This window comes from Bradyrhizobium sp. MI1.7 (assembly GCF_055811795.1).
Genome location: NZ_JBVVPO010000057.1, coordinates 18489 through 30666, shown reverse-complemented (window position 1 = coordinate 30666; position 12178 = coordinate 18489). Strand labels below are relative to the sequence as shown.

Annotated in this window: 12 protein-coding genes; 8 read left to right on the top strand and 4 right to left on the bottom strand. The window is 65.2% G+C overall.

Annotated features, from left to right (window positions below; genetic code table 11):
- Positions 1 to 8: 8 nt before the first annotated feature.
- From hpaH to AC0L3X_RS35425, 6 genes are all read left to right on the top strand, one after another.
- Positions 9 to 815: a 2-oxo-hept-4-ene-1,7-dioate hydratase gene (gene hpaH, locus AC0L3X_RS35450; protein WP_063984665.1), complete on the top strand. Its 807-nt coding sequence runs from the start codon at positions 9 to 11 to the stop codon at positions 813 to 815.
- 31 nt (positions 816 to 846) lie between these two features.
- Positions 847 to 1245 carry a 5-carboxymethyl-2-hydroxymuconate Delta-isomerase gene (locus AC0L3X_RS35445; RefSeq protein WP_038957103.1) on the top strand — a complete coding sequence of 133 codons (399 nt, stop codon included), beginning with the start codon at positions 847 to 849 and terminating at the stop codon, positions 1243 to 1245.
- Entirely contained in the window at positions 1238 to 2776 is a 1539-nt protein-coding gene (gene hpaE / locus AC0L3X_RS35440) for a 5-carboxymethyl-2-hydroxymuconate semialdehyde dehydrogenase (RefSeq protein ID WP_063984666.1), read from the top strand. The genes AC0L3X_RS35445 and hpaE overlap by 8 nt, the downstream gene beginning before the upstream one ends.
- A 27-nt stretch (positions 2777 to 2803) precedes the next feature.
- Positions 2804 to 3787: a 3,4-dihydroxyphenylacetate 2,3-dioxygenase gene (gene hpaD / locus AC0L3X_RS35435; protein ID WP_063984667.1), complete on the top strand. Its 984-nt coding sequence runs from the start codon at positions 2804 to 2806 to the stop codon at positions 3785 to 3787.
- A gap of 194 nt (positions 3788 to 3981) precedes the next feature.
- Entirely contained in the window at positions 3982 to 4851 is an 870-nt protein-coding gene (locus AC0L3X_RS35430) for a fumarylacetoacetate hydrolase family protein (RefSeq protein WP_063984668.1), read from the top strand.
- A gap of 44 nt (positions 4852 to 4895) precedes the next feature.
- Positions 4896 to 6521, top strand: a complete 1626-nt coding sequence (locus AC0L3X_RS35425) for a thiamine pyrophosphate-dependent enzyme (RefSeq protein ID WP_063984669.1) — start codon at positions 4896 to 4898, stop codon at positions 6519 to 6521.
- A 131-nt stretch (positions 6522 to 6652) separates the two neighbouring features.
- Here the strand turns inward: AC0L3X_RS35425 and alkB are convergent, their stop codons facing one another.
- The 4 genes from alkB to AC0L3X_RS35405 form a co-directional block, all read right to left on the bottom strand.
- Positions 6653 to 7306 carry a DNA oxidative demethylase AlkB gene (alkB, locus tag AC0L3X_RS35420; RefSeq protein WP_063984670.1) on the bottom strand — a complete coding sequence of 218 codons (654 nt, stop codon included), beginning with the start codon at positions 7304 to 7306 and terminating at the stop codon, positions 6653 to 6655.
- 9 nt (positions 7307 to 7315) lie between these two features.
- On the bottom strand, positions 7316 to 8071 hold the full coding sequence (locus AC0L3X_RS35415) for a 2OG-Fe(II) oxygenase (protein ID WP_063984671.1): 756 nt from the start codon (positions 8069 to 8071) through the stop codon (positions 7316 to 7318).
- Positions 8072 to 8229: 158 nt separating this feature from the next.
- Positions 8230 to 8916 (bottom strand): DUF2848 domain-containing protein, encoded by a 687-nt coding sequence (locus AC0L3X_RS35410; RefSeq protein WP_063984672.1) that lies wholly within the window; start codon positions 8914 to 8916, stop codon positions 8230 to 8232.
- On the bottom strand, positions 8909 to 10258 hold the full coding sequence (locus tag AC0L3X_RS35405; RefSeq protein ID WP_063984673.1) for an amidase: 1350 nt from the start codon (positions 10256 to 10258) through the stop codon (positions 8909 to 8911). Before AC0L3X_RS35405 ends, AC0L3X_RS35410 begins: the two co-directional genes overlap by 8 nt.
- 193 nt (positions 10259 to 10451) lie before the next feature.
- On the opposite strand from AC0L3X_RS35405, the gene AC0L3X_RS35400 reads away from it, so the two are divergent.
- Together AC0L3X_RS35400 and AC0L3X_RS35395 are read left to right on the top strand one after the other, a co-directional pair.
- Positions 10452 to 10865, top strand: a complete 414-nt coding sequence (locus AC0L3X_RS35400; protein WP_038957112.1) for a Zn-ribbon domain-containing OB-fold protein — start codon at positions 10452 to 10454, stop codon at positions 10863 to 10865.
- Positions 10866 to 10868: 3 nt separating this feature from the next.
- A complete protein-coding gene (locus tag AC0L3X_RS35395) occupies positions 10869 to 12008 on the top strand; it encodes a thiolase C-terminal domain-containing protein (protein ID WP_063984674.1) in 1140 nt (379 codons plus the stop codon).
- The last annotated feature ends 170 nt before the right edge of the window (positions 12009 to 12178 follow it).

The following is a 12178-nucleotide window of genomic DNA, read 5'->3' as shown; positions in this document are numbered from 1 at the left end:
GATCACAGATGGCGCTTTCCAACGACGATATCCAAGCTTGTGCGAACCGTCTGCACCAGGCGGAGAAGACCCGCACCCAGATCCGGCAGCTCTCGCAGGATTTTCCGGGCATTACCATCGCTGACGCCTACGCGATTCAGAAGGCCTGGGTCGACCTCAAGCTCGCGGAAGGCCGCACCGTCAAAGGCCACAAGATCGGCTTGACCTCGAAGGCGATGCAGAGCGCGCTCAATATCGACGAGCCGGATTCCGGCGTGCTGCTCGACGACATGTTCTTTGCCGATGGCGGCCTCGTCCCGACCGAGCGCTTCATCGCCACGCGCGTCGAGGCCGAGCTCGCCTTCGTCATGAGCAAGCGCCTCGCGGGGCCGGACTGCACGATGTTCGACGTGCTCAACGCCACCGACTTCGTCGTGCCGGCGCTGGAGATCCTGGACACGCGCATCGAACGTGTCGATCCCGGCACCAAGGCGACACGAAAAATCTTCGACACCGTCGCCGACAACGCGGCGAATGCCGGCATCGTGCTCGGTGGACGTCCGATCCGCCCGCTGGACGCCGACCTGCGCTGGATCGGCGCGCTCTGCTTCAAGAACGGCCAGCTCGAGGAGACGGGCCTTGCCGCCGGCGTGCTCAATCATCCCGCAACCGCCGTGGCCTGGCTCGCCAACAAGATCGCGCCGCTCGGCCTTGCGCTCGAGCCCGGCCAGATCGTGCTTGCCGGCTCCTTCATCCGTCCGATCGAGACCCGCAAGGGCGACACAATTCAGGCCGATTATGGCGCCTACGGCTCGGTGAGCTGCTACTTCGCTTAGACGAACAAAAAAGACAGGGAGTGAAACCGCGATGCCGCATTTCACCATCGAATATTCGGCCAATCTCGACGGCCGCCTCGACATCGGCGCGGTCTGCGAGGTGGTGCGGAAGGCGGCGGTCGAGACCGGCATCTTCCCGCTCGGCGGCATCCGCGTCCGCGCCATTAGATGCGAGCACTATGCGATCGCCGACGCGCGACAGGACTACGGCTTTCTCGACATGGTGCTGCGCATCGGCGAAGGCCGCGACCTTCCTACGCGTCAGAAAGCCGGCGAGCACGTCTTCCAAGCGCTTTCAAAACATCTCGATCCCGTCTTCGCCGCCAGCAAGTTCGCCCTGTCGTTCGACATGCAGATCAACGACAAGGACACGAGCTGGAAGCGCAACAACATCCACGACGCCCTGAAAGTGGAAGCTGCCCATGGATAAGCCCACGCCGAAAGCCGATGTGTTCCAGGCCAATCGTGACCGCGCCGCACCGCTGCTGAAGAAGCTGCGGGCCGACGGCATCGGCCACATGATCGACGGCAAGATCGTCCCCTCGATCTCCGGTGAGGCATTCGAGACGAAGTCGCCGGTCGATGGCGCCACGCTTGCGAGCGTCGCACGCGGCAACGCCGAAGACATCGACGCCGCAGCCACGGCCGCTACGCTGGCCTTCAAGTCCTGGCGCGACATGGGGCCGGCGATGCGGAAGAAGCTGCTGCACCGCGTCGCCGACGCGATCGAGGACAATGCCGACGACATCGCCGTGCTCGAATGCATCGACACCGGCCAAGCCTATCGCTTCATGGCCAAGGCAGCGATCCGCGCCGCCGAGAATTTTCGCTTCTTCGCCGACAAGTGCGCCGAGGCGCGCGATGGCCAGAACACGCCGAGCGACGAGCACTGGAATATCTCGACCCGCGTGCCGATCGGCCCGGTCGGCGTGATCACGCCGTGGAACACGCCGTTCATGCTCTCGACCTGGAAGATCGCCCCGGCGCTGGCCGCGGGCTGCACCGTCGTGCACAAGCCGGCCGAGTGGTCACCGGTGACGGCCGCCATTCTGGCAAGGCTCGTCAAGGAAGCCGGCGTTCCCGACGGTGTGCTCAACACCGTGCACGGTTTTGGCGAGGAGGCAGGCAAGGCCCTGACCGAGCATCCGGCGATCAAGGCGATCGGCTTCGTCGGCGAGAGCGCGACGGGGTCGGCGATCATGGTTCAGGGCGCGCCGACCTTGAAGCGCGTGCATTTCGAGCTCGGCGGCAAGAACCCGGTGATCGTGTTCGACGACGCCGATCTCGACCGCGCGCTCGATGCCGTCGTGTTCATGATCTACTCCCTCAACGGCGAGCGCTGCACGTCGTCGAGCCGTCTGCTGATCCAGCAAGACATTGCCGAGACATTCATCGAGAAGCTGACCGCGCGCGTGAAGGCACTCAAGGTCGGCCATCCGCTCGATCCCGCCACCGAGATCGGGCCGCTGATCCACGAGCGGCACCTGGCCAAAGTGTGCTCCTATTTCGACGTCGCGCGGCAGGACGGCGCTGTGATCGCCGTCGGCGGCAAGACCTATGACGGCCCGGGCGGCGGACATTACGTCGAGCCGACACTGGTGACCGGCGCAACCGGCAAGATGCGCGTGGCGCAAGAGGAAGTGTTCGGCCCCTTCCTCACCGTGCTGCCCTTCAAGGACGAAGCCGACGCCATCGAGATCGCCAACGACATCCGCTATGGCCTGACCGGCTATGTCTGGACCAACGACGTCGGCCGCGCACTGCGCGTTGCCGACGCGCTGGAGGCCGGCATGATCTGGCTCAACTCGGAAAACGTTCGCCATCTGCCGACGCCGTTCGGCGGCATGAAGGCCTCAGGCATCGGCCGCGACGGCGGCGACTACTCGTTCGACTTCTACATGGAAACCAAGCACGTCTCGCTGGCGCGGGGCACGCACAAGATTCAGAAATTGGGAATCTGACGCTCGTCGAGCCGAGGGGAAACGCCGATGCCCGTACCGCAACACATCTTCGAACCGCCGTTCAACATCATCCGCTCCAGCCACGTCGTGCTCGACGTGACTGACCTGAAGCTCAGCCGTGCGTTCTACGAAACCACCGTCGGGCTGCATGTCGAGGATGCCGACGACAAGGTCGTTTACCTGCGCGCAGCCGAGGAGCACCAGCATCACTCGCTGGTGTTGCGCAAGGCGGCGGTACCCGCCTGCGCCCGGCTCGGCTTCAAGGTCGGCAACGACAAAGACCTCGACAAGGCCGCCTCCTTCCTCTCGGAGAACGGTCTCTCCTACGCCTTCGTCGACCAGCCCTTCCAGGGCCGCACGCTGCAATTCACCGACCCCTTCGGCTTCCAGATCGAGCTCTACGCGTCGATGGACCGCCGCCCGCATCTGCTTCGCCGCTACGATCTCTACAGGGGATGCCATCCGCAGCGGCTCGATCATTTCAACGTCTTCGCCGCCGAGGTGCAGGATACCGTCGACTTCTATGCCCGGCTCGGCTTCCGTCTCACCGAATACGCCGAGGAGGACGGACCGAACGGGCGCATTGCGGCTGCCTGGATGCATCGCAAGGGCAATGTCCACGACTTCGCCATCACCAACGGCAAGGGCCCGCGCCTGCACCACTTCGCCTATTGGACGCCGACGGCGATGAACATCATCCATCTCTGCGACGTGATGGCCTCGCAAGGCTTCGTCAAGAACATCGAACGCGGACCGGGACGCCACGGCATCTCGAATGCGTTCTTCCTGTACGTGCGCGACCCCGACGGGCACCGTCTCGAACTTTACACCAGCGATTATTTCACCGGCGATCACGACCACGAGCCGCTGCGCTGGTCGCTGCGCGATCCGCGCCGCCAGACGCTGTGGGGCGCGCCGGCGCCGCGGTCCTGGTTCGAGCAGGGCTCGCCGTTCAGCGGGCAGGCCGTGCGTGAGCCGAAGTTCGTGGCCGACGTGCTGGTGGCGGATTAATGCCGATGACAGGCAAAGCCTCTCTCTTCGTCGTCCCTGCCTAGTGCGCAATTGCGCACGGGAGCAGGGACCCATAACCACAGGGAGGAGTTTGGCGAAGACCCGTTGTTCGGTACTCCTACCTCATCCAATCGATAGATTCCGCGGTATGGGTCCCGGCGTTCGCCGGGACGACAGGAAGTGAAGAGTCACCAATGAAGCTCCCTCGCCTCGCCACCTATTCCGTCAAGGGTGAAACCAAGTACGGCGCCGTCCTTGAGGGCGGCATCGTCGATCTCTCCGCACGCCACGCAAAAGACTATCCGACGCTGCGCGAAGTGATCGCCGCCGGAAAGCTCGTGAGCCTTGCCGAGGAGGCCGCCAGCCTGACGCCAGACCACGCGCTCGGCGACATCACCTGGCTGCCGCCGGTGCCCGCACCGGAAAAGATCATCTGCATCGGCGTCAACTATCCCGACCGCAATGCCGAGTACAAGGACGGCCAGGAGGCGCCGAAATATCCGAGCATGTTCATGCGCTCGCCTCGCTCCTTCGTCGGCCACGACACGCCTTTGGTGCGCCCGCGCGCGTCAGCGCAGCTCGACTACGAAGGCGAGATCGTGCTTGTCATCGGCAAGGCGGGCCGGCACATCGCGGAAAGCGCCGCGCTCGACCACATCGCAGCGCTCACGCTCTGCAACGAAGGCTCGGTGCGCGACTGGCTTCGCCACGCCAAGTTCAACGTCACGCAGGGCAAGAATTTTGATTCCAGCGGCAGCCTCGGCCCGTGGCTGGTGCCCTACACGCGGGAAGCGCAGATCGCCGACATCAGGCTCACCACGCATGTCAACGGCGAGCTCCGGCAGGACGACCGCACCAGCCGGCTGATGTTCCCGTTCCGCTATCTCATCAGCTATATCTCGACCTTCGCGACGCTGGTCCCCGGTGACATCATTGTGACGGGCACGCCGACCGGTGCCGGTGCGCGGTTCGATCCGCCGCGCTATCTGACGCCCGGCGATGTCATCGAGGTCGAAGCCGAAGGCATCGGCATGCTACGGAATGGCGTCGTCGACGAAGCCTGACAACAATCGAAGAAGCCTGACAACAATCGAAATGGAATAGTACAATGACCACCCTCACCGGCGGCGAAGCGATCGTAAGCGGCCTTGTCGCCCACGGCGTCGACACCGTGTTCGGCCTGCCCGGCGCGCAGGTCTACGGTCTGTTCGACGCCTTCCACCAGGCCCAGCTCAAGGTGATCGGCGCGCGGCACGAGCAAGCCTGCGGCTACATGGCGTTCGGCTATGCGCGCTCCAGCGGCAAGCCCGGTGTGTTCAGCGTGGTGCCCGGCCCCGGCGTGCTCAACGCGAGTGCGGCGCTGCTGACCGCCTACGGCTGCAACGAGCCGGTGCTGTGCGTCACCGGCCAGGTGCCGACGCAGTTTCTGGGCAAGGGCCGCGGCCATCTGCACGAGATGCCGGACCAGCTCGCCACCTTGCGCACCTATGTGAAATGGGCGGATCGGATTGAAACGCCCGGCAACGCGCCGACCACCGTGTCGCGCGCCTTCCAGGAAATGACGTCCGGGCGGCGCGGCCCTGCCTCGGTCGAGATGCCCTGGGACGTCTTCACCCAGCGCGCGGACACCTGTGCCGCAAAGGTGCTGGAGCCGCTGCCCGCGCCATTGCCCGACCCTGATCTGATCACGCAGGCGGCCGCGGTGATCAGGAGCAGCAAGGCGCCGATGATCTTCGTCGGCAGCGGCGCGATCGAGGCGCGCGACGAAATCCTCGAGCTCGCCGAGATGATCGATGCACCCGTCGTCGCCTTCCGCAGCGGGCGCGGCATCGTCTCCAACGCGCATGAGCTGGGGCTCACGATGGCGGCCGCCTACAAGCTGTGGCCGAAGACCGATCTCATGATCGGCATCGGCTCGCGGCTGGAGCTGCCGACCATGTCGCGCTGGCCGTATCGGCCCGACGGGTTGAAGAGCATCCGCATCGACATCGATCCCGTCGAGATGCGGCGCTTCATCTCCGACACCGCCATCGTCGCCGATGCCAAGACCGCGACCGCCGATCTGATCCAAGCGGTCAGCAAGGCCGGCTACGGCAAGACCGCCGGCCGCCGCGCCGCGATCCGCGAGGCCACCGCGGCCGCGCTGGCGGAGATCCAGAGCATCCAGCCGCAGATGGCGTATCTCAACATCCTGCGCGAGGTGCTGCCGGCGAACGCGATCGTCACCGATGAATTATCGCAGTTCGGCTTCGCCTCCTGGTACGGCTTTCCGATCTACGAGCCGCGCACCTTCATCACGTCAGGCTATCAGGGCACGCTCGGCTCGGGCTTCCCCACCGCGCTCGGGGCCAAGGTGGCCAATCCCGACAAGCCGGTGGTCGCGATCACCGGCGACGGCGGCTTCATGTTCGGCGTGCAGGAGCTTGCCACCGCCGTGCAGTTCAACATCGGCGTGGTGACGCTGGTGTTCAACAACAACGCCTATGGCAATGTCCGCCGCGACCAGCGCGAGCGCTTTAACGGCCGCGTGGTGGCGTCCGATCTGGTCAATCCGGATTTCGTCAAGCTCGCGGAGTCCTTTGGTGTGGCTGCTGCGCGCGTCACCGCGCCGGACCAGTTCAAGGCGGCGATGGAAAAGGCGCTGGCCCATGGCGGGCCATATCTGATTTCGATCGAGGTGACGCGGGATTCGGAAGTCAGCCCCTGGGCGTTTATTCATCCGCCGAAGCCGTAGTTGTTGTCATTCCGGGGCGCGCGTAGCGCGAGCTATGATGCGCGATTGCGCATCTGAGAATCCATAACCACGATCGGCAGTATGGATTCCGGGCCTGCGCCTTACGGCGCATCCCGGAATGACGAGAAGCGTCAGCGCGTCCGGCGGAAGGTCAAATTGATCCGCTTCCTTCCCAGCAGCGCGTGCTCGCCATCGGCGAGCGGCGCGACGCCGTGATAGGCGAGCCTGCTAGCTCCGCCCCAGACGACCACGTCGCCATGGACAAGCCGGAAGCGGCGTGGCTTGTCGCTGCGCGCCAGGCCGCCGAACAGGAAGGTCGCGGGCAGCCCAAGCGAGACCGAGACGATCGGCGCCGAATAGTCCAGCTCGTCCTTGTCCTGATGCAGCGACAGCCGCGTGCCGGGCTCGTAGCGATTGACGAGGCAGGCGTCGGGCGCAAAGCCGGTGAACCCGCCCTGCTCCGCCGCGCCTCGGGCCAGGTCGCGAAGCACCGTCGGCATCTGGGGCCATGGCGCGCCGGTTCGCGGATCGATGGGATCATAGCGATAGCCGGTGTGATCGGTGATCCAGCCGCGCTCGCCGCAATTGGTCATCGCCACCGACATCAGGTGGCCGCCGGGCGTGGTCATGCGGCGGAACGGCGACTGTGTCACGATCGCGCGCACGGCGGCGATCAACTCGCTCTCGATCGGCCTGACGAACCCGCGCAGCAAGACGGCACCGTCGGCGATCTCCTCGCGCGACGGCTGTGCCTCGGCGGCGGTGTCGAACAGATCACCCGTCAATCGCAACGCTCATTTGGCATCATGGAAGATCACACCCAGCGTGTGGCGCTGGCCGGACCTGATCCGGCTGACGCCATGGCGGAGATTAACGCGGTAAGTCCCGCGTGTCCCCTGCACCGGGCGGTGATGCACGGCGAAAGCGACCGCATCGCCCTGCATCAGCGGCACGACCTCGGCACGCGACTGCATGCGCGGGCGCTGCTCGGTCAGCACGAACTCACCGCCGGTGAAATCGCGTCCCGGCTCGGACAAGAGGATCGCGACCTGGAGCGGAAACACGTGCTCGCCATAGAGATCCTGGTGCAGGCAGTTGAAATCGCCGGTCTCGTACTGCAGCAGCAGCGGCGTCGGCCGCGCCTGGCCTGCCTCGTGGCAGCGCTTGAGGAACGCCGCATGCGCGGCTGGATAACGGATGTCGATCCCCATCGCCTCGTTCCAACGATTGGCAACGCCCTGAAGATGCGCATAGAGCGCCGGGCGGAGCTCCGCGATCAGATCGGGCAGCGGGTAGGAGAAATATTTGTACTCGCCACGGCCAAACCCGTGGCGGCCCATGACGATGCGGCTGCGGAAGCCCGCATCATCGGGATAGAGCGCGGCGATGGCGCGGCATAGGTCGGGCGCCAGCAGATTCTTCAGGACGGCGCTGCCCTGGGAGTCGAGCTCGGCCGTGATCTGCGGCCAGTCGAGGGTGTCGACATGGGCGGCGAGGTCGGCGGCCGACTTATGAGGCGATTGAGGCGATTTGCGTGCTGTTGCTGTCATAGCTACGACTTTCGCAAGATCGATCCGCCCGCCGCCACCCGATTCCCGATTATCTCCCCGTCATTGCGAGGAGCCCTTGCGACGAAGCAATCCAGACTGCCTCCGCGGAACCAGCCTGGATTGCTTCGCTGCGCTCGCAATGACGGTGGGGAGGCGCCTCAGCCCCGCACCGGCAGCGTCGTCACGTCGTAGCCGTGCTTGATCGTGCGCTTCAGCACGGGGTCTTCCAGCTCGAAATCGAAGCGATCGGCGGGGCGGATGCCGCCCTTGGCAGCAAAGGTGCCGCCGAACATGGCGCAGCCGTCGGGGAACTTGCCACCCTCAAAGCCGCGCGCGATGAGGTCGGCGACCGGCAGCATCGCGTCCAGCGTGCCCTCCTGGTAGAGCACGCGCTCGCCCTTGATGGTGGCGTAGGAGCGCAGGATCATCCTGTCCCAATGACCGATGACGTCCTCGAGCTCCCAGAGCGTGGATGCGACCGGCTTGTCGCACATCTGCTTGGAGACCGTGACGTTGTAGGCCTCGACCTTGCGGTCGGTATGGTCGGAGCCGCAGCCGACGAAGATGCGGCCCTGCCAGCCGATCAGCACGAATTCGACCTCGCCGGAGGAATCGCCGCCACAGCATTCGATGCCGTCTTCCTGGGTCAGCCGGCGCGCCGAGGCGCGGTAGTAGATCGGCGTCGAGGCCGGCGGGGCGATGCCCATCTCTTGCAGCTCGGCGATGTGCTTGTCGCGCGCGACGGGATCGCGGCCGGTCCAGCCCGCAATGACCATCTGGTCGATCGCCAATGTCAGCGGCGTGGTGGTGTCCTGGGCGTCAACGGTGAAAGTCAGGTCAAACACGAATTACGGCCTCCATGCCGGCAGCAAGCTCGAAAATACGACGGTCAGATCCGCCCGCGCCCGCCAGCATCAGGCCGACAGGAACGTCACCCTCGCGATGCGCGGGCAGCGAGATGGCGCAGCCGTCGATCATGTTGATGAGGGTGCAATTGCGCAGCGCCCGCAGGTTTTCCCTGGTGAACGCCTTGTCATCGGCGAGATCGGAAATCTTCGGCGGCGTGTTGGCGGTGGTGGGCAGCACCAGCGCGTCATAGGGCGCGACGCGCGCATTGACGCGCACGATCAGCGAGCGGCGCTCGTTGAGGAGATCGATGTAATCGGCAGCGCTCTGCGCCTCGCCGCGCATGATGCGCACGGAGACCCTGGGGTCGTAGACGTCGCCCTTGGCCGTAATGAGGTAGCGATGCCAGGCATAGCTTTCGGACGCCGCAAAGCCGCCCTTGGCGTTCATCGGGCCGATGTCGTGAAATTCGGCCATCTCGATCCGCTCGATGATCGCACCGTGATCGGCGAGGCTCTTGAGCGCGCGCTCGAACGTCGAGGCCACGTCCGCATCGAGATCGTCGAGCGCAATCGTGGTCGGCACTGCGAGCCGCATGCCCTTTACCGGCCGCGGCTTCAGCGGGACGATCGGCTCGTTCGCGAGCACGGCATCGAGAATGGCACAGCAGCTGACCGACCGCGCCAGCGGCCCGATGCTGTCGAGCGAGAAGGACAGCGGCACGGAGCCGTCCAGCGGCACGCGGCGCTGCGTCGGCTTGTAGCCGACGATGCCGTTGAAGGCGGCCGGAATCCGGCAGGAGCCGCCGGTGTCGGTGCCGAGCGCGCCATGCGCCATGCCGTCGAGCACGGACACCGCGGCGCCCGAGGACGAGCCGCCGGGCACGTGTCCCTCGGCTCGGTTCCAGGCGCCCTTCGGCGTGCCGTAATGCGGATTGATGCCGATGCCGGAATAGGCGAACTCAGTCATGTTGGTCCGCCCGATCACGACGAAGCCGGCCTTGCGCAGCCGCGCCACCGTCGCGGCGTCCTGATCGGCCGGCGCAGAATCGTCGAGCGCGCGGGAGCCGGCGCGCGTGACCTGGCCCTTGATGTCGAAGAGATCCTTGATCGAGACCGGGATACCGGCATAGCGCGACGGCGCCGCCTTGACCTTGCGCAAGCCGTCCATCGCATCCGCGGTTGCGAGCGCGGCGTCCTTGTCGACGTGGATGAATGTGCGTTGGCCCTCGCCGGCCGGGTCGGCGATCCTGGCGAGGCATGCCTCGACCAGCTTGCGGGAGGTCGTGCGGCCGCTTTCGAGGTCGTCGGCGAGTTTCGCCAGTGTCGGAAAATCGGGCATGTCTGTCTCACGGAATATTGCGCGCGCAATCTATAGCGCCGCCTCGGTTCGACACAAGCATTGTGCGCATGATGGCATGCATGCGCATTGCTGGACCGTTGACGCGCGATGGTCGATTGTCGCATCAAGATCGAAATAGCCAGGCGTGAAGCCCAGGCCTTATCAAGAATTGCCTTTGGGAGGGTTTTCCGACATGGCCGAACCGCAGCGCGCGCGCCCGAAACCGACGCCGGAGACCCAGCATTTCTGGGACGGCACGAAAGCGGGCGAATTGCGTTTGCAGCGCTGCGACGCCTGCGCGCATGTCTATTTCCCGCCGCGTCCGTTCTGCCCATCCTGCGCCTCGCGCAAGGTCAGCATCTTCAAGGCGAGTGGCAAGGGCTTCCTCTACAGTTACGTGATCAATCATCGTCCCGCCGCTCCCGGCTTCACGCCGCCTTATGCGATCGCGGTGGTCGAGCTCGCCGAAGGACCGCGGATGATGAGCAACATCATCGATTGTCCGCAGACGCCGGAGGCGCTCGAGCTCGACATGAAGCTCGAAGTCGCCTTCCAGGCGCTCGACGACAAGATCACCCTCCCCGTGTTCCGTCCGGCGAAGGGATAGGCCATGCGCAGCAACCAGGTTGCCGTCGTCGGCGCGGCCGAGACCTCCGAACTCGGTGTCATCCCCAATATGTCGCAGCTCCAGCTCCACGCGGATGCGGCGCTCAACGCCATCGCGGATGCCGGGCTGAAACTCTCCGACATCGACGGCTTTGCCACCGCGGTCGAAACGCCGCAGCAGGTCTGCCATTACCTCGGCATTAGGCCTACCTGGGTGGACGGCACCTCGGTCGGCGGCTGCTCGTTCATGCTGCACGTTCGCCATGCGGCGGCGGCGATCGAGGCCGGTCTCTGCAAGACCGTGCTGATCACGCATGCCGAGAGCGGCAAGTCGATGATCGGAAAGGCGCCGCGCTCGACGCCGCCGGACAGCCTCAACGGCCAATTCGAGGCGCCGTTCGGCGTCTACGGCCCGCCCAGCATGTTCCCGATCCCCGTGCTGCGCTTCATGAAGACCTACGGCATCACCCATGAGCAGCTTGCTTCGGTCGCGGTGGTGCAGCGGGAATGGGCGGCGAAGAATCCGCGCGCGATGATGAAGGACCCGATCACGGTCGCCGACGTCCTCAACTCGCGCATGATCGCTTATCCGTTCCGCCTGCTTCAGTGCTGCCTCGTCACCGACGGCGGCGGCGCGCTGATCCTGACCTCGGCCGACCGCGCCAAGGATTTTCCGAGGAAGCCCGTCTACATCATGGGCACCGGCGAGAGCGTGGAAACGCCGATGGTCAGCCAGATGGAGACTTTCAACTCCTCGCGCGCGTTCAAGACCGCCGGCCCGCTGGCGTTCAGGGAAGCCGGCATCGCGCACCGGGATGTCGACCATCTCATGATCTACGATGCGTTTGCGCATCTGCCGCTGTTCGGCCTTGGCGACCTCGGCTTCATGCCGCATGAGGAGACAGGCCAATTCATCGCCGACGGCAACACGCGGCCCGGCGGCAAGCTGCCGCTCAACACCAATGGCGGCGGCCTGTCCTACATGCATTCGGGCATGTACGGCATGTACGCGCTCCAGGAGAGCGTGCGCCAGATGCGCGGCATCGCGCCGGCGCAGGTGCCGAACGCGAAGATTTCGGTGTGTCACGGCGTCGGCGGCATGTTCGCGGCAAGTGGCACGATCGTGTTTACGAACGAGAGGTAACGACTGTCATTCCGGGGCGTCGCGTCAGCGACGAGCCCGGAATCCATAACCACGATCGGGAGTATGGATTCCGGGCCTGGGGCGGGGGGGGGGGGGGGGGAAAGAGGGGGGGGGTGGGTGAGGGAGCGGGGGCAAACAAAAAAAAAAAAAAAAGAAAAAAAAATGGGAAA